This is a genomic window from Sulfitobacter sp. M22 (assembly GCF_021736025.1).
In the GTDB taxonomy this organism is placed as follows: Bacteria; Pseudomonadota; Alphaproteobacteria; order Rhodobacterales; family Rhodobacteraceae; genus Sulfitobacter; species Sulfitobacter litoralis.
The window spans coordinates 136,464-162,474 of record NZ_WMEC01000001.1 but is presented as its reverse complement, the minus strand read 5'-3'; the positions used below and the strand labels follow the sequence as shown (position 1 = coordinate 162,474).

General features: G+C 60.3%; 29 protein-coding genes. 18 read left to right on the top strand and 11 right to left on the bottom strand.

Going from position 1 to position 26,011, the window contains the following annotated elements:
- Positions 1–139: 139 nt before the first annotated feature.
- Positions 140–1,459: a tRNA (N6-isopentenyl adenosine(37)-C2)-methylthiotransferase MiaB gene (gene miaB / locus GLP52_RS00855; protein WP_093733556.1), complete on the bottom strand. Its 1,320-nt coding sequence runs from the start codon at positions 1,457–1,459 to the stop codon at positions 140–142.
- A gap of 114 nt (positions 1,460–1,573) precedes the next feature.
- Here miaB and GLP52_RS00850 point away from each other — a divergent pair, with 114 nt between their 5' ends.
- Positions 1,574–2,446, top strand: a complete 873-nt coding sequence (locus GLP52_RS00850; RefSeq protein ID WP_237271340.1) for a glycosyltransferase family 2 protein — start codon at positions 1,574–1,576, stop codon at positions 2,444–2,446.
- Positions 2,447–2,507: 61 nt separating this feature from the next.
- On the opposite strand, the gene irrA is transcribed toward GLP52_RS00850, so the two are convergent.
- Positions 2,508–2,927, bottom strand: a complete 420-nt coding sequence (gene irrA / locus GLP52_RS00845) for an iron response transcriptional regulator IrrA (RefSeq protein WP_093733554.1) — start codon at positions 2,925–2,927, stop codon at positions 2,508–2,510.
- A gap of 193 nt (positions 2,928–3,120) precedes the next feature.
- On the opposite strand from irrA, the gene fabA reads away from it, so the two are divergent.
- The 3 genes from fabA (at position 3,121) to GLP52_RS00830 (ending at position 5,824) form a co-directional block, all read left to right on the top strand.
- On the top strand, positions 3,121–3,630 hold the full coding sequence (gene fabA, locus GLP52_RS00840) for a bifunctional 3-hydroxydecanoyl-ACP dehydratase/trans-2-decenoyl-ACP isomerase (RefSeq protein ID WP_093733553.1): 510 nt from the start codon (positions 3,121–3,123) through the stop codon (positions 3,628–3,630).
- A 163-nt stretch (positions 3,631–3,793) separates the two neighbouring features.
- Positions 3,794–5,023 carry a beta-ketoacyl-ACP synthase I gene (fabB, locus tag GLP52_RS00835; protein ID WP_237271339.1) on the top strand — a complete coding sequence of 410 codons (1,230 nt, stop codon included), beginning with the start codon at positions 3,794–3,796 and terminating at the stop codon, positions 5,021–5,023.
- Positions 5,024–5,032: 9 nt separating this feature from the next.
- Entirely contained in the window at positions 5,033–5,824 is a 792-nt protein-coding gene (locus GLP52_RS00830) for an enoyl-ACP reductase FabI (protein ID WP_093733551.1), read from the top strand.
- 70 nt (positions 5,825–5,894) lie between these two features.
- On the opposite strand, the gene GLP52_RS00825 is transcribed toward GLP52_RS00830, so the two are convergent.
- Together GLP52_RS00825 and GLP52_RS00820 are read right to left on the bottom strand one after the other, a co-directional pair.
- A complete protein-coding gene (locus GLP52_RS00825) occupies positions 5,895–7,007 on the bottom strand; it encodes a THUMP domain-containing class I SAM-dependent RNA methyltransferase (RefSeq protein WP_093733550.1) in 1,113 nt (370 codons plus the stop codon).
- Between the two features lie 95 nt (positions 7,008–7,102).
- Positions 7,103–7,531, bottom strand: coding sequence for an FKBP-type peptidyl-prolyl cis-trans isomerase (locus GLP52_RS00820; protein ID WP_093733549.1), 429 nt, complete (start codon positions 7,529–7,531; stop codon positions 7,103–7,105).
- A 184-nt stretch (positions 7,532–7,715) separates the two neighbouring features.
- Between GLP52_RS00820 and GLP52_RS00815 the strand changes: the two genes are divergently transcribed.
- Genes GLP52_RS00815 through GLP52_RS00790 form a run of 6 tightly spaced genes read left to right on the top strand, consistent with a single transcriptional unit; the run spans position 7,716 to position 13,037 of the window.
- Entirely contained in the window at positions 7,716–8,402 is a 687-nt protein-coding gene (locus GLP52_RS00815) for a haloacid dehalogenase type II (RefSeq protein WP_237271338.1), read from the top strand.
- On the top strand, positions 8,402–9,226 hold the full coding sequence (locus tag GLP52_RS00810) for an alpha/beta fold hydrolase (RefSeq protein WP_093733547.1): 825 nt from the start codon (positions 8,402–8,404) through the stop codon (positions 9,224–9,226). Before GLP52_RS00815 ends, GLP52_RS00810 begins: the two co-directional genes overlap by 1 nt.
- Complete coding sequence (locus GLP52_RS00805) at positions 9,223–10,194, top strand: threonine ammonia-lyase (protein WP_237272624.1); 972 nt, start codon at positions 9,223–9,225, stop codon at positions 10,192–10,194. Before GLP52_RS00810 ends, GLP52_RS00805 begins: the two co-directional genes overlap by 4 nt.
- A gap of 22 nt (positions 10,195–10,216) precedes the next feature.
- On the top strand, positions 10,217–11,005 hold the full coding sequence (gene pcaD, locus GLP52_RS00800) for a 3-oxoadipate enol-lactonase (RefSeq protein ID WP_093733545.1): 789 nt from the start codon (positions 10,217–10,219) through the stop codon (positions 11,003–11,005).
- On the top strand, positions 10,998–11,708 hold the full coding sequence (locus GLP52_RS00795; protein ID WP_093733544.1) for an alpha/beta fold hydrolase: 711 nt from the start codon (positions 10,998–11,000) through the stop codon (positions 11,706–11,708). Before pcaD ends, GLP52_RS00795 begins: the two co-directional genes overlap by 8 nt.
- A gap of 3 nt (positions 11,709–11,711) precedes the next feature.
- Positions 11,712–13,037 (top strand): lyase family protein, encoded by a 1,326-nt coding sequence (locus GLP52_RS00790; RefSeq protein ID WP_237271337.1) that lies wholly within the window; start codon positions 11,712–11,714, stop codon positions 13,035–13,037.
- A gap of 163 nt (positions 13,038–13,200) precedes the next feature.
- Here the strand turns inward: GLP52_RS00790 and GLP52_RS00785 are convergent, their stop codons facing one another.
- On the bottom strand, positions 13,201–14,424 hold the full coding sequence (locus GLP52_RS00785; protein ID WP_138922776.1) for an acyl-CoA dehydrogenase: 1,224 nt from the start codon (positions 14,422–14,424) through the stop codon (positions 13,201–13,203).
- A 98-nt stretch (positions 14,425–14,522) separates the two neighbouring features.
- Here GLP52_RS00785 and GLP52_RS00780 point away from each other — a divergent pair, with 98 nt between their 5' ends.
- Complete coding sequence (locus GLP52_RS00780) at positions 14,523–15,416, top strand: LysR substrate-binding domain-containing protein (protein ID WP_237271336.1); 894 nt, start codon at positions 14,523–14,525, stop codon at positions 15,414–15,416.
- A gap of 106 nt (positions 15,417–15,522) precedes the next feature.
- Complete coding sequence (locus tag GLP52_RS00775) at positions 15,523–15,879, top strand: hypothetical protein (RefSeq protein WP_237271335.1); 357 nt, start codon at positions 15,523–15,525, stop codon at positions 15,877–15,879.
- Positions 15,880–15,974: 95 nt separating this feature from the next.
- Here GLP52_RS00775 and GLP52_RS00770 read toward each other — a convergent pair whose 3' ends face one another.
- Positions 15,975–17,531 carry a bifunctional metallophosphatase/5'-nucleotidase gene (locus GLP52_RS00770; RefSeq protein ID WP_237271334.1) on the bottom strand — a complete coding sequence of 519 codons (1,557 nt, stop codon included), beginning with the start codon at positions 17,529–17,531 and terminating at the stop codon, positions 15,975–15,977.
- A gap of 166 nt (positions 17,532–17,697) precedes the next feature.
- Here GLP52_RS00770 and GLP52_RS00765 point away from each other — a divergent pair, with 166 nt between their 5' ends.
- Genes GLP52_RS00765 through GLP52_RS00755 form a run of 3 tightly spaced genes read left to right on the top strand, consistent with a single transcriptional unit; the run spans position 17,698 to position 19,516 of the window.
- Entirely contained in the window at positions 17,698–18,045 is a 348-nt protein-coding gene (locus tag GLP52_RS00765) for a DUF952 domain-containing protein (protein WP_093733595.1), read from the top strand.
- On the top strand, positions 18,045–18,476 hold the full coding sequence (locus GLP52_RS00760; RefSeq protein ID WP_237271333.1) for a DUF1330 domain-containing protein: 432 nt from the start codon (positions 18,045–18,047) through the stop codon (positions 18,474–18,476). The genes GLP52_RS00765 and GLP52_RS00760 overlap by 1 nt, the downstream gene beginning before the upstream one ends.
- Positions 18,473–19,516, top strand: coding sequence for a quinone-dependent dihydroorotate dehydrogenase (locus GLP52_RS00755; RefSeq protein ID WP_093733537.1), 1,044 nt, complete (start codon positions 18,473–18,475; stop codon positions 19,514–19,516). Before GLP52_RS00760 ends, GLP52_RS00755 begins: the two co-directional genes overlap by 4 nt.
- Positions 19,517–19,572: 56 nt before the next feature.
- Here GLP52_RS00755 and GLP52_RS00750 read toward each other — a convergent pair whose 3' ends face one another.
- The 3 genes from GLP52_RS00750 to GLP52_RS00740 are packed head-to-tail and all read right to left on the bottom strand — an operon-like array spanning position 19,573 to position 21,861.
- Positions 19,573–20,937, bottom strand: coding sequence for an MATE family efflux transporter (locus tag GLP52_RS00750; RefSeq protein ID WP_237271332.1), 1,365 nt, complete (start codon positions 20,935–20,937; stop codon positions 19,573–19,575).
- Positions 20,930–21,442 (bottom strand): PaaI family thioesterase, encoded by a 513-nt coding sequence (locus GLP52_RS00745; RefSeq protein WP_237271331.1) that lies wholly within the window; start codon positions 21,440–21,442, stop codon positions 20,930–20,932. The genes GLP52_RS00750 and GLP52_RS00745 overlap by 8 nt, the downstream gene beginning before the upstream one ends.
- Positions 21,439–21,861: a PaaI family thioesterase gene (locus GLP52_RS00740; protein ID WP_093733534.1), complete on the bottom strand. Its 423-nt coding sequence runs from the start codon at positions 21,859–21,861 to the stop codon at positions 21,439–21,441. The genes GLP52_RS00745 and GLP52_RS00740 overlap by 4 nt, the downstream gene beginning before the upstream one ends.
- Before the next feature lie 114 nt (positions 21,862–21,975).
- Between GLP52_RS00740 and GLP52_RS00735 the strand changes: the two genes are divergently transcribed.
- Positions 21,976–22,374 carry a MerR family transcriptional regulator gene (locus GLP52_RS00735; protein WP_093733533.1) on the top strand — a complete coding sequence of 133 codons (399 nt, stop codon included), beginning with the start codon at positions 21,976–21,978 and terminating at the stop codon, positions 22,372–22,374.
- 16 nt (positions 22,375–22,390) lie between these two features.
- On the opposite strand, the gene GLP52_RS00730 is transcribed toward GLP52_RS00735, so the two are convergent.
- Complete coding sequence (locus GLP52_RS00730; protein WP_141135324.1) at positions 22,391–22,636, bottom strand: hypothetical protein; 246 nt, start codon at positions 22,634–22,636, stop codon at positions 22,391–22,393.
- A gap of 93 nt (positions 22,637–22,729) precedes the next feature.
- Positions 22,730–23,476, bottom strand: coding sequence for a LuxR family transcriptional regulator (locus tag GLP52_RS00725; protein WP_237271330.1), 747 nt, complete (start codon positions 23,474–23,476; stop codon positions 22,730–22,732).
- Between the two features lie 234 nt (positions 23,477–23,710).
- Here GLP52_RS00725 and GLP52_RS00720 point away from each other — a divergent pair, with 234 nt between their 5' ends.
- Together GLP52_RS00720 and GLP52_RS00715 are read left to right on the top strand one after the other, a co-directional pair.
- Positions 23,711–24,112 carry a MerR family transcriptional regulator gene (locus tag GLP52_RS00720; RefSeq protein WP_093733530.1) on the top strand — a complete coding sequence of 134 codons (402 nt, stop codon included), beginning with the start codon at positions 23,711–23,713 and terminating at the stop codon, positions 24,110–24,112.
- A gap of 87 nt (positions 24,113–24,199) precedes the next feature.
- The gene (locus tag GLP52_RS00715) at positions 24,200–25,981 is read left to right on the top strand and encodes an acyl-CoA dehydrogenase C-terminal domain-containing protein (protein WP_237271329.1); all 1,782 of its coding nucleotides are present in this window, start codon (positions 24,200–24,202) and stop codon (positions 25,979–25,981) included.
- Positions 25,982–26,011: the final 30 nt, after the last annotated feature.

Sequence of the window (26,011 nt, the reverse complement as noted above, 5' to 3'; positions counted from 1 at the left end):
AAGATTAGGAGGTAAACGAGGCTCTGTGAAGCGCGAATGCGGCCATATTTACTATATTACTGCCACACTTACGCCATTTACCCGCGATTGCAGCCGTTTTGGTCTACAATCAAAGCGGGCAAAGCGCGGCCTGCGACACTTAAATTTGTCGTGCGGTCAGTGAATTGGTTTTGGCATCAACGATTCTGACACGCACAACATCACCAACTTCGGCCTGCGCGTCGTCAATATGCACGGAATGGAGGTATTCTGATTTGCCCACCATCTGCCCTGCCTCGCGGCCGGTTTTTTCCACCAGTACAGACAGGTCTCGGCCGACCATGCTGTTCTGGATCTCGCGCTGTTGGCCGGTGATAAGGCCTTGCAGACGTTGCAGGCGCTCATCGGCCACGGCGGCCTCTACCTGCGGGCGTTCGGCGGCGGGGGTGCCGGGGCGGGTCGAGTATTTGAACGAATAGGCATAGCCGTATTTGACCTCGCGCACGAGTTCCATCGTGGCCTCGAAATCCGCGTCGGTTTCTTCAGGGAAGCCAACGATGAAATCGCCCGACATCACGATATCGGGACGTGCGGCGCGGATGCGTTCGATCAGCCGCAGATAGCTTTCGGCGGTGTGGCTGCGGTTCATCCGCTTGAGGATACGGTCCGAGCCGGATTGCACGGGCAGGTGCAGATAGGGCATTAGCTTGTCGATCTCGCCATGTGCCGCGATCAGCGCGTCGTCCATGTCGTTGGGGTGGCTGGTGGTATAGCGGATCCGCTCCAGCCCGTCGATCTTGGCCAGCTCCTTGATCAGACGGGCGAGCGTGTAATCCGCGCCCTCTGCGCCCACGCCGTGATAGGCGTTGACGTTCTGACCCAGCAAAGTGACCTCGCGCACGCCGCGTTCTACCAGTTCGCGCGCTTCGGTCAGCACGCGGGTTGCAGGGCGCGAGACTTCGGCACCGCGGGTATAGGGCACCACGCAGAAGGCGCAGAACTTGTCGCACCCTTCTTGCACGGTCAGAAATGCAGAGGGTGCACGTTTCGCCTTGCCGCGGCCTTTCAACTTTTCGAATTTGTCTTCTTCGGGGAAATCCGTATCTAGCGCGGTCTTGCCCGACCGCACGCGGGCCTCCATCGCGGGGAGCCGGTGATAGGATTGCGGCCCTACGACCAGATCAACAGCCGGTTGACGGCGCATGATCTCTGCCCCTTCGGCCTGCGCCACGCAACCGGCCACGCCGATCTTTAGATCGGGGTTCAGCTCTTTCAGTGGCTTCAGACGGCCCAGCTCGGAATAGACTTTTTCGGCCGCTTTTTCACGGATGTGACAGGTGTTCAGCAGGATCATATCCGCATCGGCTGCGGTTTTTGTCTCGACGTAAGTATCGCCCAGAGACTCGGCCATACGTTCACTATCGTAGACGTTCATCTGGCAGCCGTAGGTCTTGATGAACAGCTTTTTTGGCGCGGTCATGGCAGGGTCCGTTGATCAAAGGTGCAAAAGCGCGGTCTAACAGCGCCAGCGTTCTCTTGCAATGCGTCCCGATTTGACAGATTTAGGACAAAGCGCAGTTTCCACCGGGGTGTCATGCAATACCGCAGTCTTGACCATTTTATCAGTGACAGCAAAACGGTGCTGAGCAAGGGGCCCATTGCTCTCATCATGGTCGAGGACGCGGTAGAGATCGAGACGACGTTGCGCCATCACCAGCAGCTTGGGTTCGGCACGTTGGTTGCCTTTATGCCCCCCAGCTTTGCACTGGCCCGCGATGTGGCCGAAAGCAAAGGCGTGCTGCGCGTGGATTACGACATGGACCGCGATGGCGCGTTGCTAGATGCGGTGAACGCCGTGATCGAGGCCGCGCCGGGGCAATGGCTGTATGTCTGCTATAACGCGGAATACCTGTTCTACCCCTTCTGCGAGACGCGCACCGTGGGCGAGATGCTGGCCTTTCACACCGAAGAGCGCCGCGATGCGATGTTGACCTATGTCGTCGACCTCTACGCAGATGATCTTGAAACGGCACCCAACGCCGTGTCCTTGGACAATGCCTTTATGGATCGGTCCGGCTATTACGCGCTGGCCCGTCAAGAGACGCCTGACGCCGCCCCCAAAGAGCGACAGTTGGATTTCTTTGGCGGATTACGGTGGCGCTTTGAGGAACACGTGCCAGCGGCGCGGCGCAAGATCGACCGTATTTCCCTATTCCGCGCCAAACCCGGCTTGCGGATGCTTGGCGATCACACGTTATCGGATCAGGAATACAACACCTACGCCTGCCCGTGGCATCACAATATCACAGCCTCCGTCTGCTCGTTCCGCACGGCCAAGGCGCTTAAGTCCAATCCGGGCAGCAGAGACAGTATCGCCAGCTTCAAATGGCACAACTCTGCGCCGTTTGAATGGCATTCACGGCAGCTGCTGGATCTGGGCCTGATGGAACCGGGACAATGGTTTTAGGGCGTGGCTATAGCGCGATGCAGGTGGTGAAATACACCGGCACCCGATTACCCGTCGCGGCCTAAACCTTCCGGCGCAGGCGGATCACCACATCAACCGATGCGATCTCGGCCCCTTCGGGGGCGTCGGGCAACTGCGCGATCACCAACTGGTCAGAGGGCGCATCGGATAGGCGTGCCTCGTCCTCCCAGAAGAAATGGGGGTGATCATGGGTGTTGGTATCGAAATAGCTTTTGGACCCGTCAACCGTGACTTCTTGCATCAGCCCCGCATCGCAAAAAGCGCGCAGGGTGTTGTAGACGGTTGCCAGCGACACGGCATCGCCCTGCCCCTTGGCCGCGTCAAACAGGCTTTCGGCGGTGACATGGCGGTGCTGACCGTCGCCCACCAACAGATGCGCCAGCGTCATGCGCTGCCGCGTGGGACGCAGGCCCGCCTTGGCAAGCCACTCAGAACTGATCTGCTGTGTTGTTTGGGTCATTGGCTATAAGTACCTCTCATGCGCTATATATAAGGGGCAATGGCGATGGTTTTCAAACGGAAATCCCGAAACACCTGCCAGCACCGCCCTGCGCCGTGGCGTAAATGCGATCCGCCTGCGCCCTTGCGGGCCTGCGGTGCGCAATGCTAAACCTGCCGGGATTTGAAATTCAGCCTTCAGGAGCCGCGATATTATGGCCGACTACCCCACCAGCTTTGACAAAGAAGCCCTGCTCAAATGCGCCCGTGGCGAGCTTTTCGGCGAAGGCAACGCGCAGCTGCCCGCCCCGCCGATGTTGATGATGGACCGGATCACAGACGTATCCGCCGATGGCGGTGCCCACGGCAAAGGGCACATCACGGCGGAATTCGACATCACGCCTGACCTGTGGTTCTTTGACTGCCACTTCCCCGGCAACCCGATCATGCCCGGCTGCTTGGGCCTTGATGGCCTGTGGCAGCTGACCGGCTTTAACCTTGGCTGGCGCGGCTGGCAGGGGCGCGGCTATGCGCTTGGTGTCGGCGAAGTGAAACTGACCGGTATGGTACGCCCTGACCGCAAGTTGCTGACCTACAAGATCGACTTTACCAAAGCGATCCAGACCCGTCGCCTAACCATGGGCGTTGCCGATGGCATCGTCGAAGCTGACGGCGAAGTGATCTATCAGGTCAAAGACATGAAGGTCGCGCTAAGCGAGAGCTGAGCGGACATCCGATCATCTTGCTGATCATCCAGACAGACTGATGACTTGATTTGTCGCCCCATAGGCGGCAAACGGGAAACGAACGTGCGGCCCCGCGACAAGCGTGCGGGCCGCGCAGCATCAAGAGGGCACCCGCCCCACACAGATCAAGGGAGTGCAGCCCATGCGCCGCGTCGTTGTCACAGGATTGGGAATTGTCTCGTCCATCGGAAACAATGCAGAAGAAGTTCTGGCATCGCTTAAAGACGGGACCAGCGGCATCGTCGCCAGCCCCGAAATGACAGAGCACGGCTTTCGCAGCCGCGTTGCGGGGACGCTCAAGATTGATGTGGCCGACCACATCGACAAACGCGCGCTGCGCTTCATGGGCGGCGGCGCGGCTTATGCCTATATCGCCATGCAGCAAGCGATCGCAGATGCCGGTTTGAGCGAAGACCAGATCAGCAACCCGCGCACCGGCCTTGTGGCGGGCTCCGGCGGGCCGTCGACTTCGGCGCTGTTCACCGCGCATAACGTTGTGCGTGACACCGGCGCGACCAAGCGTATCGGGCCGTTTGCTGTGCCAAAGTGCATGTCGTCCACCGTCAGCGCGAACCTGTCGACCGCCTTCAAGATCAAAGGCATCAACTATTCCATCACCTCGGCCTGCTCTACCTCGCTGCATTGCATCGGCAACGCAGCGGAACAGATCATGCTAGGCAAGCAAGACGTGATGTTCGCAGGCGGCGGCGAAGAGCTGGACTGGACGCTGTCCTGCCTGTTCGACGCCATGGGCGCGATGAGCAGCAAGTATAACGACGCCCCTGAAACAGCGAGCCGCGCCTTTGACGCCAACCGTGACGGGTTCGTCATTTCGGGCGGCGGCGGCATGTTGGTGCTCGAAGAACTTGAACACGCCAAGGCGCGCGGTGCCACGATCTATGCCGAAGTCACCGGCTATGCGGCGACATCTGACGGTCACGACATGGTAGCCCCCTCTGGCGAGGGCGGCGAACGCGCCATGCGTCTGGCGCTGGAAACCCTGCCCGAGGGCCGTAAGGTCGGCTATATCAACGCTCACGGCACATCCACACCAGTCGGCGATGTGGGCGAGATCGAAGCAGTCCGCCGCGTCTTTGGCAAAGGCAGCACGCCACCCGTCAGCTCCACCAAGTCGATGACCGGCCACGCCCAAGGGGCCGCCGGCGCACTAGAGGCTGTGTTCTGCCTGTTGATGCTGAAACATGACTTTATCACGAAATCCATCAACGTCGTTGATCTGGACCCGAAACTGGACCCGTCCGAAATCGCGCTAGAGCGTGTGGACAATGCCGGTCTGGATTCGGTGATGACCAACTCCTTCGGGTTCGGCGGCACCAACGGATCGATGATCCTTTCCAAGTTCCAAGAGTAAGGACAGCAAATGTCAGAAATGCTTAAAGGAAAACGCGGCCTGATTATGGGCGTCGCGAACGAACGCTCCATCGCTTGGGGTATTGCCAAGGCAATGGCCGAAGCCGGTGCGGAACTGGCCTTCACCTATCAGGGCGAAGCCTTTGGGAAGCGTCTTGAGCCTCTGGCGCAGAGTGTCGGGTCGGATTTCATGGTCGATGTCGACGTGACCGATGATGCTTCGCTTGATGCCGCGTTTGACCAACTGGGCGCGCGGTGGTCCACGATCGACTTCGTTGTCCACGCCATCGCGTTTTCCGACAAGTCCGAGCTGACAGGCCGCTTCCTGAACACCAGCCGCGAGAACTTTAAAAACTCGATGGATATTTCGGCCTATTCTTTCATCGAGGTCGCACGGCGGGCGCATCCGCTGATGGTCGAGAATGGCGGCACGCTGCTGACGCTGACCTATATGGGATCAAACCGCGTAACGCCGAACTACAATGTGATGGGCGTAGCCAAAGCCGCACTGGAAAGTGCCACGCGCTATCTGGCGAATGATCTGGGGCCCGAAGGCATCCGCGTCAACGCAATCAGCCCCGGCCCGATGAAAACGCTTGCCGGTGCCGCGATTGGCGGCGCGCGCAAGACTTATAAACACACCGACATGAACGCCCCCTTGCGGTCCAACGCGACACTTGAAGCTGTTGGCGGGACAGCGGTCTATCTGGCCTCGGATGCCGGTGCCTGCACCACGGGCGAGATCATCCGCGTGGATGGCGGGTTCCATGTGCTGGGGATGCCACAGGCCGAACATCTTTGACGGTACTGGCGGACCGGGGCGCTGCCCCGGACCCCGGGATTTTAGACCATTTGGAAATAGGGCGTCGCGTTTAGCGTAGGGGCGGGGTTTGGTAGAGCCAGACCTTCATGCCGCCGTGTGCGATGGCGGGGCCTTGGGGTTTCCACGGCAGGCCGGTGGCTTTGGCCAAGGGCGGTTCCGATGTGACGAGGCCGACGCGCCAGCCCTTGAAGCGCGTGAGCAGCGTTTGCCCAAGCGTTCCATAAAGCGGATAAAGCAGTTTCTTGTTACCGATGCGGCCGCCGTAGGGCGGATTCACCATGACAAGGCCCGGCGGTCCGTCTGGCGGGGTCAGCTCCCCCGCGGCGTGGTTTTCGAACTGCACCGCCTCTGATACCCCTGCCCGTTCCGCGTTCATCCTGCTCATCCGGACGGCACCGGCGTCACGGTCGGAACCGTAGAACCGCAGCGGCGTCGACGTGGCGGTATCGTCACGCATGGCGGCCCATTGATCGGGATCAAAGCTGGCGAGGTCCTCGAAAGCGAAATGGCGCGAGCGGCCGGGGTTCAGGCCCATGGCGATCTCGGCGGCCTCGATCACGAACGTACCTGAGCCGCACATCGGGTCGACCACAGTCTCGGTGCCGGTGTACCCCGCTTGACGCAGCATCAGATAGGCTAGGTTCTCGCGCATCGGCGCTTTGCCGACGGCTTCCTTGTGGCCGCGCTTGTGCAGCGACTCGCCCGAGGTATCGAGGCTGATGGTCACTACATTGTCGTCGATCCGCACCTTGAGCACGAGCGCCGCTTCGGGCGAGATCGTCACCCCGAGGCTTTCGCGCAGGGCGGTTTCAATCCGCTGTGTCGCGGCACCGGCGTGGTAGATTTTAGAGGCTTTCGTGGTCACCTGTACCCGTAACGGCACATCTGCGCGCAGCACATCGCCCCAGGGGAACTTGCGTGCACGTTTGTCCAGTTGCGCCAGATGGAACGCCATGAAGGACCCGATCCGCGCCAGCACGCGCGAGGCACCGCGCAGTTGCAGGTTCGCGCGCCATACCTCGGGCCAGTCGCCCTGCACCGTGATCCCGCCGGGCGTGGTGACGGGATTGGCAAAGCCTTTCTCTGTCACCTCGGCCAGAAGCATGTCTTCCAGACCGGGGGTGGCCACGATAAAAATGTCGAAGGTGTTTTGACTGTCCATAACCGCTGCATACTGCGCGGCGCGCGAGGTTTCGAGCGGTTTCTTGGGACAAGACAGTCCGGCGCGATCAAAAGCGCCGGACTGTATGGGCCTGTTTAGGCGATTTTTACCAGTTCGATGTCGAACTGCAGGTCTTTGCCTGCCAGCGGGTGGTTCGCATCAAGTGTGACAGTGGAGTCGTCGACTTCGACAACCATCACCGGCATCGCCTGCCCGTCGGGGGTTTGCATCTGCAGCTGCGTGCCGATTTCCAGCGGGATATCCGCAGGGATGCCTTCGCGCGGCACGGCCTGACGCATCTCGGGGTTCACATCGCCGTAGGCATCAGCGCTGTCAATTTTGACGACTTTCTTCTCGCCGACTTCCATCCCGGGCATCGCGGTGTCGAGGCCGGGGATGATCTGGCCGGACCCAACCGTGAATTCCAAAGGCTCGCGCCCTTCCGAGCTGTCGAAGGTGCTGCCGTCAAGCAACGTACCAGTATAGTGAATAGCAACGGTATCGCCGGATTTAACCTGCGTCATAGAAAGCTCCGATCCATAAAGGGAAAATACAGGAGGCCGCGTATCTGCGCGGGTGCTCCGGGTTCGGCGCGCAGTGTTTCAAGCCTGCTCCCTGTCGTAAACCCCCCTGCGGCCAGTTTTTCGGCCTTTTCTGTTCGGACGGCGCGTGACAGTCTCGCGGCAGGATATTTCAGGGGGGAAAATCATGGCGATAACAACATGCGTGTTCGATGCATATGGTACCTTGTTCGATGTGGCCGCCGCCGCACGGCAAGCCGCATCAGAGCCGGACTTTGCAGCGATAAAAGACAGCTGGCCACAGGTCGCGGAACATTGGCGACAAAAGCAGTTAAGCTACTCTTGGCTGCGCGCTGTCACCGGTACCCATGATGATTTCTGGCAGGTCACCCAAGAGGGTCTGGACTGGGCACTAGAAAAGACCGGGCACGACGACAACCCTGCCCTGCGCGCTCGTTTGCTGGCGTTGTACTGGGAGCTTCAGGCATTTCCCGAAGTGCCTAAGATGCTGAAAAAATTGAAGGATAAGGGATTGAACACGGCAATCCTATCGAACGGGTCGCCGGCGATGCTCGAAGGGGCGGTGTCATCCGCCGGTCTGGCCGACACGCTGGATGCCGTTTTGTCGGTCGAAAGCGTAGGAATCTTCAAGCCTGATGCGCGTGTCTATGAACTGGTCGGCCAAAAGTTCGGCTGCACGCCATCACAAGTGCTGTTTGTATCGTCCAATGGCTGGGATGCAGCGGCGGCAACCGGCTTTGGCTTCACGACCGCCTGGGTCAACCGTGCGGGCGAACCGATGGACCGTTTACCATGGAAGCCCGTTCATGTGCTGCAGGACCTGAACGGCATCCCAGAACTGGCAGGCGTATAATGGCTCATTTCACCACATCCGACGGGCTATCGCTCTATTTTGCCGATGAAGGTCAGGGGCTACCGATTCTCTGCCTTGCCGGTTTGACGCGAACCACGGCGGATTTCGACTATGTAACCCCGCATCTGAAAAACGTGCGTCTGATCAAGATGGATTATCGCGGGCGGGGGCATTCCGACTTTGATCCCGACTGGTCGCATTATTCCCCCCCCGTTGAATGCCGCGACGCGTTGGAGCTGCTGGACCATCTGGGGATCGACAAGGTCGCCGTGCTTGGGACGTCACGCGGGGGACTGAATGGGTTGGGGTTGGCCAAGGCAGCCAAGAACCGGTTGCTGGGCGTCGCCTTTAACGATGTCGGGCCACATATCGACCCGCAGGGGCTGGATTTCATCATGGAATTCATTGGCCGCAACCCCGCCGCCAAGACCCATGCCGAAGCCGCCGCCGCCATGCCGCGTGTGTTCCCAGAATTTGAAAATGTGCCCGACAGCCGCTGGCTGGAGGAAGCGCAAAAGCACTACACCCAGACCGAAAGCGGCTTGCAGATCACCTATGACAAGCATTTGCGCGATGCGGTGGCCAAGGCGTTTTCAGCGCCCTCGCCCGATCTTTGGCCTTTCTTTGACGCGTTTGACGGGCTGCCGATTGCCTGCATCCGTGGCATGGCGTCCAATCTGCTGAGCGAGGAAACCCTGCAAGAGATGGAACGCCGCCGCCCTGATATGGTGGTCGCAAGGGTGCCGGGGCGCGGGCATATTCCGTTTCTGGACGAACCCGAGGCGGTTGAGGCCTTGAACGAATGGATCGGGATGATGCAATGAACATCGACATGATCCGCGCGGCAGCGCGGCGGTTGGAGGGGCACGTGCGGCGCACGCCTTTGCTGAACTCTCCGTTTCTGGATGACATCGCGGGGCGGCGCGTTTGGGTCAAGCCCGAGTGTTTGCAACACACCGGCAGCTTCAAGTTTCGCGGCGGCTGGTCGGCGGTGTCAGCACTGGAGACATCCGTACGCGCCAAGGGGGTTATCGCCTTTTCCAGCGGCAATCACGCTCAAGGGGTTGCCTATGCGGCCAAGCTGCATGGGGTGCCTGCCGTGATCATCATGCCCGCCGATGCGCCCCGTCTGAAGATCGCCAACACCAGAGCGCTTGGGGCCGAAGTGGTGCTATATGACCGCATGACCGAGGACCGCGATGCGATTGGCGCGGCTATGGCGCAGGAAAGGGAACTGACGCTGATCAAACCGTTCGACGATCCGCTGGTCATTGCAGGTCAGGGGACCACCGGGCTCGAGATCGCGCAGCAGGCCGCCGAGGCGGGGATCGCCTGTGCCGATGTGATTGTCTGCTGTGGTGGCGGAGGGCTGACCTCTGGCATTGCGCTGGCGCTGGAAGCTGACGCACCGGGGCTGCGCGTCCGCACCGCCGAACCCGAAGGTTTTGATGATGCAGCGCGGTCACTGGCCGCAGGAGAGATCACGCGCAACGCCGCGCTTGGCGGGTCGATTTGCGATGCCATTGTTACGCCGCAACCGGGCGACCTGACTTTTCCAATCCTCAAACGGTTGTGTGGCCCCGGCCTTGTCGTCACTGATGACGAGGCGCTGCAGGCGATTGGCCATGCGTTCAACCGGCTGAAACTTGTGGCAGAACCTGGCGGTGCCGTCGCCCTTGCCGCCGCTCTGTTTCGCAGGGGCGAGATCGAAGGCGATGATGTGATCGTCACGATATCAGGCGGGAATGTGGATACTGATGTTTTTACCCGCGCGCTCGCCACCCTTGATTGATACCCCCTGAGGAGGTTCTGATATGAATATTTTCGATACCGGCGATGTGCGCCTGCATTACCGCGTGGATGGCCCTGACGATGGCGCGCCTGTCGTGTTTGCCAATTCACTGGGCACCGATCTGCGCCTTTGGGACCCGATCCTGCCGCTGCTGCCCAAGGGACTGCGTATCATCCGATTTGACAAACGCGGTCATGGACTGTCGTCTTGTCCGCCTGCGCCCTATGCGATGGGTGCGCTGATCGGCGATACGGAAAAGCTGCTGGATCATCTGGGCGTAAAGGACTGCGTCTTTGTCGGGCTGTCGATCGGCGGGATGATTGCCCAAGGGCTCGCGACCAAGCGGCTGGACCTGATCCGCGCGATGGTGCTGTCGAATACCGCCGCCAAGATCGGCACCAAGGATATGTGGGCCGACCGCGTGCGCGCCGTGCAGGACAGCGGGATTGAACCGATGGCCGACACGATCATGGAACGCTGGTTCGCCGCCCCCTTCCGCGCCACGCCTGAAATTGAACTTTGGCGCAACATGGTCGTGCGTCAACCGGCCGAAGGCTACGCGGGATGCTCTGCCGCGATATCGGGCACAGATTTTTATACCCCCACGGCAGCGCTGCGCCTGCCGGTGCTGGGGATAGCGGGTTCCGATGACGGGTCCACTCCGCCTGATCTGGTACGCGAAACAATCGATCTCATCCCCGGGGCGAAGTTCAAGATCATCCGCAAGGCCGGCCACCTGCCCTGTGTCGAGCACCCGCAGGAATACGCGGATCTGCTGACCGAGTTTTTAGAAAGCGTAGGACATGTCTGATATTCTATTGGTTCACGGATCATGCCACGGCGCATGGTGCTGGCGCGATCTGATCCCGGCGCTGCGTGCGCTTGGGCACAGCCCGCGCGCCATCGACTTGCCAAGCCACGGCGACGACACCACCCCCGTCAACGCGGTAACGCTGGACGGCTATGCCAACGCGGTGCTTGCAGCCTCTACCCCCGAAACGGTGGTGGTCGGGCATTCGATGGGTGGCTTCGCCATCGGCGCTGCGGCGCAAAAAGATCCAAGCGCAATGGCGCGGCTGATCTATCTATGCGCCTATGTCCCCGCTGCGGGGCTATCGCTGGCAGAAATGCGCAAACAGGCCCCGAGCCAACCCTTGATGCCCGCCGTACGTCTGGCACCGGATGGTAAAAGCTTTACCCTTGATACCGCCATGACCGAGACGCTTTTCTATCACGATTGCCCACCGGACGTCGCGGGCTTTGCGGCTGCTCGGCTCTGCGCACAGGCCGTTGCCCCGACGATCAAACCCCTGCCCGATACCGCGCGCGCCGATGCCATGCCGCGCAGCTATATCCGCTGTATGGACGACCGCACCATCCCGCCCGCCTATCAGGTCACGATGACGAAGGACTGGCCAAGCGCGGATGTTCATGAAATGGCCTGCGGGCATTCACCCTTCTTTACCGATCCCGCCGGTCTGGCGCGGATCATCGACGATATCATTCCGAGGTAACCCATGGCCGCCAGCGTCTTTGACAGCCCCCTGTTCGCACAACTTTTCAACACCGGTGACGCGGGGCGGCTGTTTTCCGACACCGCTGCGATCCGCGCGATGCTGCTGGTCGAAGGCGCGTTGGCCAAAGTACAAGGCAGCCTTGGCGTCATCCCCGAACTGAGCGCCGCCGCGATCCACCGTGCCTCGCTGGAAATTCAGGTCGATCCCGGCGCGATTGCGGCCTCTACGGGGGAAAACGGCGTGTCTGTACCGGGACTGTTGGCCCAGTTCCGCGCCGAAATGCAGGCACCGGAATTTGCTCAGCATGTGCATTGGGGGGCCACAAGTCAGGATATCATCGATACCGCGCTGATGCTGCGACTGCGCCAGGCGCTTAAGCTGGCCGAAACGGACCTGCGCGACATCATCGCGACCTTTGCGGCAGGTGCCGAACAGCACCAGTCCCTGCCGATGCCCGCCCGCACCTACGGTCAACACGCCACTCCCACCAGCTGGGGCGCGGTTCTGGCCGAATGGGGCATGCCGCTGTGTGATGCGCTGGACCAGCTTGAGGCGCTCCGCGAAGGGTCGCTGTTCGTGTCCCTATCGGGGGCGGCTGGCACGGGATCGGCGCTTGGCCCGACAGCCGCCGAGACGCGTGCGCAACTGGCCCAAGCGCTTGGCCTGAGGGATCCCGGGCGCAGCTGGCATGTGGACCGTGGCCCCGTGCTGCGCATCGCCGATTGGCAGGGCCGCGTGATGGCAGCGCTGGCGCATATCGCGCAAAGCACGCTGGCGCTGACCATGACCGAAACCGCCGAGCTTGCCCTTGGCGCGGCTGGTGCCTCGTCCACCATGCCGCAAAAGCAGAACCCAGTAGCGCCCTCCGCAATTGTCGCCTTGGGGCATCAGTTCACCGGCCAGCGTGCCACGCTTCAGGCCGCTGCCGCGCACCAGCACCAGCGCGACGGCGGTGCGTGGTTTGCCGAATGGATGGCCGTACCGCAATTGACGTTGAGCCTTGCCGCAGCCCTGACCCATGCCAAAACGCTCGTTGCGGGGCTGACGCCGCATCCTGTCAAAATGCACAGCGCGCTGACCGATGGTTTGGGGTTGATCCACGCCGAAGCGCTCAGCTTTGCGCTGGCCGAAACCATGCCTCGCCCCCAAGCTCAGAAGATCACAAAACAGCTGTGTCAGGACGCAATGGCAAAGCAGGTGCCGCTGGCCGATCTGGTGCGGGCAGATTATCCCGACGTGGCCGAAGACCTGTTCGACCCGTCGATCCAGATGGGACAGGCCCCCGCAGATGCAGTGGCTTTCGTGGCGCGTGCACGTGCACTGTAGTCCCAGCGATTGGCGCGGAGCGGCGACGGGGGCCAGCCCCCGGTCCCCCGGGATTTAAAGCCATTTGGAAATGTCATGAGGGGTCGGGCACGATCCTACAGCAAGCTGTTTCAGCCACGTGCAGGATGGGATGAGAGGGGGCCAAAGCCCCCTCTGTCGTCCTTTAGAAGAACGCCTGCAGGCCGGTCTGGGCACGGCCCAGGATCAGCGCGTGCACGTCGTGCGTGCCTTCGTAGGTGTTCACGGTTTCGAGGTTCATCATGTGGCGGATGACCTGGAATTCACCGCTGATGCCGTTGCCGCCGTGCATGTCGCGCGACATGCGGGCGATGTCCAGCGCCTTGCCGCAGTTGTTGCGCTTGACGATGGAGATCATCTCGGGCGCGGCGTTGGCGTTGTCCATCAAGCGACCCACTTGCAACGAGGCTTGCAAGCCAAGCGCGATTTCGGTCTGCATGTCAGCAAGTTTCTTTTGGAACAGCTGTGTCTGCGCCAGCGGTTTGTTGAACTGCTTGCGGTCCAGACCGTACTGGCGCGAGGCGTGCCAGCAGAATTCAGCGGCCCCCAATGCGCCCCAGCTGATGCCATAGCGAGCGCGGTTGAGACAGCCGAACGGGCCTTTCAGGCCTTCGACATGGGGCAGCAACGCATCTTCGCCGACTTCGACGTTGTCCATTACGATCTCGCCTGTGATCGATGCGCGCAGCGACAGCTTGTTGCCGATTTTTGGTGCGGACAGACCCTTCATGCCTTTATCAAGGATAAAGCCGCGGATCTTGCCGCCGTGCTCTTCCGACTTGGCCCATACCACGAAAACATCGGCGATCGGCGCGTTCGAGATCCACATTTTGGAACCGGTCAGCTTGTAGCCGTTGGCCGTTTTCACGGCACGGGTTTTCATGCCCGCAGGGTCAGAGCCTGCATCGGGTTCGGTCAGACCAAAGCAACCGATGAATTCACCGCTGGACAGTTTGGGCAGGTACTTCATGCGCTGCTCTTCCGAGCCATACGCATAGATCGGGTACATCACGAGGCTGGATTGCACCGACATCATCGACCGGTAGCCGCTGTCCACACGTTCAACTTCGCGGGCGACCAGACCGTAGGAAACATAGTTGCCGCCCAGACCGCCGTATTGCTCGGGCACCGTGACGCCCAACAGGCCCATGTCGCCCATTTCCTTGAAGATACCTTCATCTGTGGTTTCGTTCGCGAAGGCGTCAATGATGCGGGGCTGCAGTTTTTCCTGAGCGTAGGCGCGCGCACTTTCTTGGATCATGCGCTCGTCTTCGGTCAACTGTTCGCTCAGGCGGAAGGCATCCGCCCAATCAAAGCTGCCCATGTCTGGGGCGTCTTTGGCTTTCAATACGGGCAATTCGGTGCTCATCTTATATCCTCCTCGGGGTTCAGATTTGGCCATAGTATTGCAAAGCATGCGGCGAAAGACTATCGCTGGTTACTCCTGAACCTATGAGTTTAAGTCATATGATCGCCCCGCGTCGGTTCCTTCCCTCGGTCAACGCCCTGCTCGCCTTCGAAGCAGTGGCGCGGTTGGGCAGCGCCACGCTCGCGGCGCAGGAACTGTCGCTGACGCAAAGCGCGATCAGTCGGCAGCTCAAGACGTTAGAGGCGCAGTTGAACGTCGCCTTGCTGGACCGGATGGGGCGGCAACTGGTTCTGACGGAGGCCGGTAAAAACTATGTAATTCAGGTACGTGATGTGTTGAACCGGCTGGCACAGGCGTCGATAACTGCGCGTACAAACCCGATTGCAGGCGCGTTGAACCTCGCGATCCTGCCCGGCTTCGGAATGCATTGGCTGGCCCCACGGCTGCGCGACTTTGCTCAGGCGCATCCAGAGGTGACGGTGAACTTCAGCACGCGACTGCACCCGTTTTCATTTCAGAACAGCCCCTTTGACGCTGCAATACATTTTGGCAAGGAAGACTGGCCCGGCGTGCGCTATCTATCGCTGATGCCGGAAACCGTTGTGCCTGTCTGTGCGCCCGAGCTGCTGACTGAACCGCTGGACGACCCCAGCCAGATCCTGCGGTTTCCCTTACTGCACCTGGATACGCGCCCGCGCGGCTGGTCGCGCTGGCTGAGCGCCCTTGGTGTCACGCAAGAGCCCCCCGCCGGTATGATGTTCGATCAGTTTTCGACAATGGCGCAGGCGGCGGTGCACGGGTTGGGGGTGGCGCTGCTCCCTACGTTTTCAGCCGAGCCCTATTTGCGTGATGCCCAGCTGGTGTTGGCGTCGACCCAGACAACGCAAAGCATCGGGAACTACTACCTTGTCTGGCCAGAAGATCGCGCTGAAACCGCGGCCCTGCAATCGTTCATGACATGGCTGGACGGACAGACGGGCCAAGTTCTTTAACGTATCGGCAAGGTATAGCGGCACAGACGCCCTATTTCCGCCGTAATGGCACGATACCTCCCACGTATCAATTTAGGGGGGGGCCCCTTTGAAAGGGAGCATTGGAATGCCAATTTCATTTACCAAATTCGCCGCGGTCGGTGCCACCGTTATGACGCTTGCGACGGCCAACGCGGCCACGGCGCAGACGCATGACATCATCATCTTCGACGAGGCTTTTTTTCCAGCAGTGATTTACGTCAAAGCCGGAGATGAGCTGAGTTTCGTCAATAACGCGAATGCCGCTCGAACCGTTAGCGGCGGCGACGGGTCATGGACGTCGGGAACGCTGCAAAACGGCGAAAGCTATCGCCATACGGTAGAAGCAGGCGCTCAAGTCACTTTTATCGGCGCGTCCGAGGGGGACAACCCCGTAAGCTACAGTGGTGAAGTCAGCTTTGATCCAGCACCGCTCAGCAACTGATATATCGGACAGTCTGCGGCTTGCGCCGCGCCGAGACATGAGAATGGCGCGCCCCTGTTGTTAGAGGCGCGCCGTTTCTTTTTACAGCAGGCTGCTTACTTCACCGTGATGCGGCCATCTGTATAGGGCGTGTAGGCCCCGTTGGCGGCGATAAATTCAGCCGTCACATCTGCCAGATCAGGACCGTAGTCATAGGCGTTTTGCGCGGTCTTGAACGGTTCATAGCCGTCGCCGCCGTTGCGCACGTAGTTATTGGACACGACGCCATAGGTCTTTTCCGGATCTAGCCGCATACCCGAAACGGTGACATCGCTGATCCGGCTGCCCGCGTCAGCGCTTGGGTCAACGGTAAAGGTCATGCCCGCGACCTGGGGGAAACGACCGGCGACTTCGTCGATCTGGCTCACACCGTTTTCCAACGCCTCGACCAGCGCAGCGCCGGTGACCTGAAATGTAGACAGCGTGTTCTGAAACGGCAGTACGGCCAGCACTTCGCCCATCGTGACCTCGCCCGCATCGATAGAGGACCGCAGACCGCCACTGTTCTGGATCGCGACCTCGATACCCTGATCTGCCACACGGGCCAGCATCGCGTCGGCGACCAGATTCCCCATCTGACACTCCTGTACGCGGCAGACCGACCGGTCGCCCTCGATCGCGTCGGTGGTTTCGGCGACGACTTTGCTGCGCAGCTCTTCCAGGGGTTGGGCCAACTCGCTGATACGCGCGACGGTGGTTTCATCTTCGGCGACGCCGGCATCGATCAGGATCGGCTCGCCCGAGGCTTCCTTGATGTTGCCTTCGTCGTCAAAGGTGACATTCAGCTCGCCCAGAAATTTGCCGTAGGCATAGGCTTGCACGATCGCCGTTTCATTAACCATCGTCGGATACGCCCCTTCGGCGCGTTCTTGGGTATTGCTCAGCAGTGTGTTGCTGTGCCCGCCAACGATCACATCGACACCCGTGGTGTTTTCCGCGACCATCTGGTCCACCTTGTAGCCCGAGTGGCTCAGCACGATGATCTTGTTTACCCCCTGCGCGGTCAGTAGGTCGACCTCGCCCTGCACGGCGGCCACTGAATCAGAGAACACGACGTTCTCGCCGGGGCTTGCCAAATCAGGTGTGTCTTCGGTGGTCAGCCCGATCAGGCCGATCTTCTCGCCGCCGCGTTCGATGACCGTCGATTTCGCCAGCTTGTCGGCCAGCATCGGTTCGGCGGATACATCTGCATTCGACATCAGTATGGGAAAGTTGATCGCCTCCATGAAGCCGGCAAGCACTTCGGGGCCATCGTCGAATTCGTGGTTGCCCACGGTCATGCCGTCATAGCCCAGCATGTTCATCATCTCGGCTGCCACCTTGCCCTTGTAGTGAGTGTAGAACAGCGAGCCCTGAAACTGGTCCCCGCCGTCGACCAGTACATGATTGTTGGTGCGCGCCTTGGCGTCCTTGATCGCGTTGACGAGCCGCGCGGTGCCACCGAAACATTCACCGGCGGTATTGTCCTCGGCGGAGCACGGTCCGTCGTATTTGCTGATCGGTTCAAACCGCGCGTGAAAGTCATTAGTGTGCAGGATGGTCAGACTATAGTCCGCCGCCGCCATACCCGATGTCAGCGCAAGCGCCGCCGTCGCTGTCAGGAATCGTTTCATGATGGTCCCCCCTTGGGTTGAATATGGGCGTATGGTGACCCCCAGTTTGTCCCCTTGTCAAAGACCATCTGAGCGCAAAGCCGCGCTTCCCCAAGGTCAGGGGCATTCGCAGTCCCAATCTGCTGCGCCCTTGACCGCTTGCATCGACCAAGGCATCACAGCGGCTATGTTGATTTACAAAATTTTCCGCTCCGATGAATGGCAGGCCCTGCGCCGCGACGGCTCTACCGCCGGCGCGCCGATTGATGTGGCCGATGGCTATGTGCATTTCTCGACCTCTGAGCAGGCCGCTGAAACTGCGGCGAAACACTTTGCGGGCGAGGCAGATCTGTTTCTGCTGGCCGTAGAGACTGACCGCCTTGGCGATGCGCTGAAATGGGAGGTATCGCGGGGCGGTGCCAAATTCCCGCACCTGTACCGCGCACTGGCGCTAGAAGACGTTGTTTGGGCGCAGCCGCTGCCGTTGGTGGACGGGGCGCATGACTTTCCCGCTGGCTTTAAGGAGGCCGAATAATGACAGGATATATTGACCCGGATCGCGCCCAGTTTGATGCCTTTAAGGGGCTGGACCGCGACACGCCGCTGAACATGGTGAACCTTGTCAAACTGCGCGACACGGCCGCCTACCCCGACGATCACGCATTGGCGGCCAAAGCGCTGACAGGGGCGCAAGCCTACAAGAATTACGGCGCGGAAAGTGGGCCGGTGCTGGCAGATGTCGGCGGGTCGATCCTGTGGCGTGGCCAGTTCGAGACGACCTTGATCGGCCCCTCGGACGAGGCGTGGGATGTGATGTTCATCGCGCAATACCCCAACGCACACGCGTTTTTGCAGATGATCTCGGACCCGCGCTACAAAAGGGCGGTCGTGCACCGTCAGGCTGCGGTTGTCACATCGCGCCTGATCCGCAGCGCGCCGCTGCCCCTAACGGATGAATTTGCATGAAGCGTATGGTCGAGCAGCTGGGGCTGCGCGCCCTGCATCAGGTTGACCCCGAAACGGCCCACGGTCTGGCGATCACCGCACTGCGGCTTGGCCTTGCGCCCGCGCCCGGTCCGGTCACGTCAAAGCGGCTAAAGACCTCGCTGGCGGGGATGAGCCTGCCGAACCCCGTCGGGCTTGCTGCGGGGTTTGACAAAAACGCCACCGCCGTCGCGCCGCTGTCCAACGCGGGTTTCGGCTTTATCGAAGTGGGGGCCGCCACGCCCCTGCCCCAGCCAGGCAATGACAAACCCCGTCTATTCCGCCTGACCGAAGACCGCGCGGCGATCAACCGCTTTGGCTTTAACAACGAAGGCATGCAGGCGATCTGCACCCGTCTGGCACGACGCGGCGCGGGTGTGCCCGTGGGGCTCAACCTTGGGGCCAACAAGACCAGCACCGACCGCGCCGCCGATTTCGCCCGCGTGATGGAGCTTGCCCGCGACCACGTGGATTTCGCCACAGTCAATGTATCATCGCCCAACACCGAAAAGCTGCGCGACCTTCAGGGCAAGGCCGCCCTCGCCGCGCTTTTGGCCGGCGTTATGGAGGTCCGCGGCGATACGCCCGTGTTCCTGAAAATCGCCCCCGACCTGACCGAGGCAGAGATCGCCGATGTGGCCGAGGTTGCAAATGACGCAGATGTCGCAGCGATCATTGCCACCAACACAACACTGGACCGCGCCGGCCTAAAGAACGCGCAGCGCGACCAGATGGGCGGGCTGTCGGGCGCGCCCCTGTTCGAAAAGTCCACCCGTGTGTTGGCGCGACTATCTACCCTCACGGATATTCCACTGGTGGGCGTCGGGGGCATCAGCTCGGCTGAAGATGCCTATGCCAAGATTTGCGCAGGTGCATCGGCGGTGCAGCTTTATACCGCGCTGGTCTATGGCGGTCTGTCGCTGGCATCGGATATCGCCAAAGGGATCGACAAGCTATTGAAGCAAGACGGATTTGACACCGTCGCCGATGCCGTCGGTTGTAACCGCAGCGCTTGGCTTTGATGAAATTCGGGGCGCCGTTCAAGCGAACGCTGCCCCGACCCTCAACACAACGTCTCCTAGCCCGCGGCACGTTCCAGCGCAGGGTAGCGCAGCCCCAGTGTCACGCCACGGGCGACAAAGGACACCAGAAGCGAAATCCACAGCCCGTGATTGCCCAGCCACGGGACCAGCAATGCCGCACACGCACAGTAAATCACAAACGACACCGCCATCATGTTGCGCATGTCCCGCGACCGTGTGGCCCCGATGAAAATCCCGTCCAGCATCCATGATGCCCACCCCAGCAACGGGGCCGCGACCATATAGGGCAGGAACACCCGCGCCTCTGCCCGCACCAGCGGAGCGGTGGTCATCAGATCAATGATCATGCCGCCGCCCCATGCGAAGGCAATCGTCATCAGTGCGCAGGCCAGCAAGCCCCAGCCGCTGGTCAGCAGCGCACCGCGACGCAAGATATCGCGTTGCTTGCCGCCTATGGCACGCCCGACCAACGCCTCGGCAGCAAATGCGAACCCGTCCAGCGCAAACGCCGTTATCATCAAAAATTGCAAAAGCACCTGATTGGCCGCGAGCTTGACGTCCCCCAAGCCCGACCCCAGAAACAGGAACGAGACGAATATCGTCTGTAGCAATAGGGACCGCACAAGGATGTCGCCGTTGACCTTCATCATGTTGATCCAGCGCGGTCTGTCGAAAACTTGCGCCCAGTCTCGCCACGCGGGCACGCCAAAGGCTGCGCGGCAGAACCACAGCCCAAGCGCCGCCCCCGTCCATTCGGCCAGAAACGTCGCGATGGCGACCCCTTCGATGCCCCAATCCAGCCCCAGCACAAACCACAGGTCCAGCAAGATGTTCATGCCGTTCATCCACAGCTGTACCACCAGGACGGCACGGGTGCGCTCTTGGGCGATCAACCAGCCGGTTATCGCATAGATCGCAATCGCCGCCGGCGCGGACCAGATGCGGATGCCCATGTAGGACCGTGCGAGCGTTTCAACCTCTGCGCTGGCCGGAGACGCCTGGAACGCCGCCCAAAACAGCGGCAGTTGCAGCAAAACCAGTGCCAAGCCCGCCAGCCCCCCGATCAGCAGCCCGCGGGTCAGCAGAGCTGCGACCTCTGCATCGTCATTATTCCCTGCCGCCTGCGCAGTTAGCCCAACGGTGCCCATACGCAGAAAGCCGAATACCCAGTAGAGCGAGGACAGGATGATCGCGCCAATGCCCACAGCACCGATGGGGGCCGCTAATCCGATCTGCCCCACCACGCCTGTATCGACCGCCCCCAAAATGGGCACGGTGGCGTTCGAGATGACAATGGGGATGGCGATGTTCAGCACACGGCGGTGCGTGACGACTTCTTTGGCAGAAAGTTTGCCAAGGGCGACGGCGCTGACCTCGCCCTTGGGGATCGCGTCAGTCACGGCTTTGCGGCATCAGAAAATGCCCCGTGGCCTGCGCGAAAAGCTTCGAGCGGTTGTCCTGCCATGCCTCGACATGCACCGACGCATAGCGCCGCCCCGACCGGTTGATCCGCGCCCGCGCATAGGCGTCACGCGGCAAGCCGGACCGCAGATAATCAACGGTAAAATCAATCGTTTTAGGCAAACGTGGCAGATGCGTCGCGTCCATTTCGTCCACGGCAAGCGCGCCGGATTCCAGATCGGCCCACAGGTGTTCCCAGCTGAGCGTGATGATCGACGTGACCTCGAGAAATGACGCCGTCGCCCCGCCGTGCAACGCCTGCAGCATCGGGTTGCCGATCAGCTTGTCTGAATAGGGCAGGATGCCGGTCAGCTCGTCCCCGCGACGGTCGAACTGGATGCCTAGAAAGGTGATATAGGGCACGCCGTCCACCAATGCGCGCAAGGCCGCGTCACGGCGCTTTTTGACGACCTGAACGGTTTCGGGTTTGCTGCGTGTGCTCATCGTTTGCCCTCCACGGTGAAACTGCCGGTGGCGGTGGCGACCGGGCTGCCGTCTTCTTCGTCTCGCGCTGTGGCACGCACAAAGGCGACCGACCGCGTTACGTGATAACATTCCGCCCGCGCGGTAATGCGCTGCCCCGGCACAGCCGCCCGCAGGTATTCTATGCGCAGGTCGATGGTTGCCGTGCCGCCGGGATTGCTGGGGTGGCTCATCACCGCGGCCCCGCAGCAGGTATCCATCAACGCCGACACGGCCCCGCCATGCAAGACACCCGTGCGCGGATCGCCGACCAGTCTTTCATCATACGGCATGTCGATCACAGAGACCCCGCCATCCAGCTCTTGCAGCTCCATCCCCAAAGCCCCACTGTAGGGCAGCGCGGAGATGAACTGCTTGGCAATGCGAAGTTTGTCTGACATTTTTTGCTTCCTTGGCGTTATTCCCCCCATATCAACCGAGCGACCAAGCAAGAGCAACCCCAGTGTTGCGCTTGGAAAGTGAACCGCATAGTTTCCGAAACTGAGGAGACCATGATGACCGACAAACGCCTGAACTTTAAAGAAATGTGTGCGGAGTTTGACGTCACGCCGCGCACGCTGCGCTACTACGAGTATATAGAACTGCTCCACCCCGAGCGTGAGGGACGGTCACGCAGCTATGGTGCCCGGGAAATCGCGCGCATGAAGTTGATCATGCGGGGGCGTAAGTTCGGGTATTCCCTAGAAGGTATCCGGCAGTGGTTGCTGATCTATGAAAATGAAGGCACCGAAGCTCAAATGCGGGCTTGGGTGGTCAGCGCGGACCGCCAATTGGGAGAGTTGGCAGAACAGCGCAAGCAATTGGAAGAAGCCATAGAAGAGCTGCAAAAGTCGCGCGATGATACCGAAGCCGCATTGGCCAAATGCGCGTCAAAAGGCGAGTCGGACCACTAGCGCCGCCCCGCAAAGCTCAGACCTGACGCGCTGCCATACGGCGCATCACATCGGACAGACGTGTCAGGTCAGCCGCCGCAACAATTAACTCTGTCAGCGAATCCGCGTCCAGATTAGCGGCAAATTCATAGGCCACGTCCTCGGCCAGCTTTGCAGCGTCCAAAAGCCCCTTCGACGCCGAAGAGGCTGAAATCCCCATGCTTTGCGTCAGATCAATTGCAGTCGGGATCACCGAAGGGATCGAGGTCTTATTCTGGGCCACGGGGCTGTCCACTCTCATTTAAGAAGCTGCCATACCTATGCTGCGACCAGACCGGGCGCATGTCCCGTAGCTACGCGACATGCGCAGGTGGTCTCAGGCCAGGTTGTCGAGGGATTGATCAATCAAGCCGAAAGCCAACCCCCTCACTGCAGCGCGCGTCCGGTCGGTCACGTCCAGTTTGCCGAACAAACGCCGCATGATCGTATCAACCGTATGCCTCGATACGCCCATGATCTGCGCGATTGACGTGTTGCTTTTCCCCCGTGCGATCCAGCGCAGCAGCTCTAGCTCGCGCGGGGGCAGTCGGCGGTAAGACGCCCCCGGCCCCTCGACCAATGCACAAAAGCGCAAATGGGCAAGCTGGCTCGCCATTTGCAGCGCCGTCACCTCGGCCTGAGACGGGCGCGGCCTGCCCTCGTGAAAACCGATGCTCACCAATGCGTTGCGCGCCTGAGGGCCAAAGACCTGACAGACAAGCCCATCAGCGAAACCGTGCTCTCTGGCGATGCGCAGATAGGCCTGCTGCTTGTCGGTCAGCGTGGTCATCTGCGATAGGTCCTGCCAGAAAAACGGGCTGATCCGCGACGCCGCGAAGGCGGGAAACGGATCATCAAGATACAGGCGCTCGGCAGTGTACATGCGCTGGAACGCGGGCGGAATCCCGATCGCGACAGCCCCGAAATTAGAGTCCCCCAAGGATTGCACATCAATACTATGGTAGGTCACCGTGCGAAAGTCCTGCGCCTTGGCAAAACGATTCACCAGCAACCACAGCGCCGAAACACTCCGCACCTCGCTAAGGCGGTCCACAAATCTATCTGAACCCAACTTCTTGGGCATGTCCGCTCCCCCGTCGCCATTGGCGTTCCCCCCAAACAACCTAGGCGGCAACACCCCATGATCAACAAAAGTATCAGAAAAAGCCTATTAGGTCAGGTTACGTGCAATTACCCAACGTAAAGCAAACGTTTGACGTGACGTCTGGATTACGTAAGCTTGCTTCTAGGTTATATCGCTCCTCATATAGGCGCAGTTGACCGTTCTACTAATGTGATAGAATAGCGAGTACCCCATATGTCGACCACTACGATGACCATCCGAGAGATGTGTACAGCCTTTGACGTCACCCCGCGCACCCTGCGGTTCTACGAGGCAAAAGAACTGCTTTTCCCTGAACGTCAGGGCCAAAAGCGATTGTTTACCAAACGCGACCGTGCGCGGCTGAAACTGATCCTGCGCGGCAAGCGCTTTGGCTTCAGCCTCGAAGAAATCCGTCAGTTGCTTGACCTGTATCATATGGGTGACCAGCAACAGACCCAATTGGCGCGTACCTATGACATCGCGCGCGAACGTCTGGCCGACCTCGAGGCGCAACGCGACGATCTCAACAACGCCATAGACGACCTGCAAAACCAGTTAAAATGGGGTGAAAAAATGATCGCCTCCATCAACAGCGCCCGAAACGCGGCAGAATAGGCCACGGTCCGGCGCACCCGATCACCTTATACACCGACCAATTTATACTGACCAAATGACGGCCAGATGGCCAAGGGAGAACACCACATGCCGAGCTACACCGCCCCGATCAAAGATCTGCAATTCGTACTGCACGACGTGCTGAACGTCACCGCGTCGTCAACCCCCGGCTACGACGAGCTGGAAGCGGATTTCACCTCTGCCATTCTCGAAGAAGCCGGCAAGCTGACCTCCGAAGTGCTGGCACCGCTGAACGCAGTCGGTGATCGGGAGGGCTGCCGTCTGGAGAACGGCGTCGTTTACACCCCAAAAGGTTTTAAAGAAGCATTTGAAAAGGTCAAAGAAGGCGGCTGGACCGGTCTGGATATGCCAGAGCAGTACGGCGGCCAGAATATGCCCTACGTTCTGGGCACCGCTGTCGGCGAGATGTTCTCGGCCTCTAACCAAGCGTTCACCATGTATCAGGGTCTGACCCATGGTGCAGCATCCGCAATTCTGGCGCACGGGTCCGACGCGCAAAAAGATACGTATCTGCCAAACATGGTGTCCTGCGAATGGACCGGCACCATGAACCTCACAGAGCCCCACTGCGGCACCGATCTGGGTCTGATGCGTACCAAGGCAGCCCCACAAGACGACGGCAGCTATAAAATTACCGGCCAAAAAATCTTTATCTCGTCCGGCGAACACGACATGGCCGACAACATCATCCACTTGGTGCTGGCCAAAATCGACGGCGGCCCCGAAGGCATCAAGGGCGTGTCGCTTTTCATCGTGCCTAAGTTCATGGTCAAAGAAGACGGCTCCCTTGGGGACCGCAACGCCGTTACCGTCGGTTCCATTGAAGAAAAGATGGGCATCCACGGCAACTCCACCTGTGTGATGAACTATGATGGTGCTGTCGGATACCTGCTGGGCGACGAACACAAAGGCATGCGCGCCATGTTCACCATGATGAACGAAGCCCGCGTCGGCGTCGGCATGCAAGGTCTGGCGCAGGCCGATGTCGCCTACCAGAACGCGTTGATCTACGCCAACGACCGCCTGCAAGGCCGTGCGGTGACCGGCACCGAACACCCCGACAAACCCGCCGATCCGCTGATCGTACACCCCGATATCCGCCGCAGCCTGATGGAACAGAAATCCTTTGTCGAAGGTGCGCGGGCGTTTATCCTTTGGGGGGCTAGCCTGATCGACGCGGCACACCGTGCGGATGACAAGGACGCAGATGGCCTCGTGTCGCTGATGACTCCCGTTATCAAGGGCTTCTTGACCGATGTCGGCTATGACATGACCGTCAAGGCGCAACAGGTTTATGGCGGCCACGGCTATATCGAGGAATGGGGCATGTCCCAGTTCACCCGCGACGCCCGTATCGCCATGATCTACGAAGGGGCCAACGGCGTTCAGGCGCTGGACCTCGTGGGCCGCAAGCTGGCGCAAGATGGCGGCAAACACGTTATGGCGTTCTTTGATCTGGTCAAAAACTTCATCAAGGAAAACACCGGCCAGGACGCCGAATTCGACGCCAGCTTTATGGAGCCGCTTAAGGCTGCCAGCAAAGACCTGCAGTCGGCGGGCATGTATTTCATGCAAAACGGTATGAAGAACCCGAACAACGCGCTCTCGGGGTCGAACGACTTCATGCATATGTTCGGGCATGTCTGCCTTGGCCTGATGTGGGCGAAAATGGGGCTGGCTGCAAACAAAGCCCTTAAGGATGGCACCGGTGACGCGACCTTCTACGAGACCAAGCTGGCAACGGGCCGTTTCTACATGGCCCGCCAACTGCCCGCGACGGCGCTGCACCTCAAGCGGATCGAGACCGGCGCGGATACTGTGATGGCGCTCGACGCGGCAAACTTCTAGGCTGCATCGGGGTGGGGACATGCCCCACCC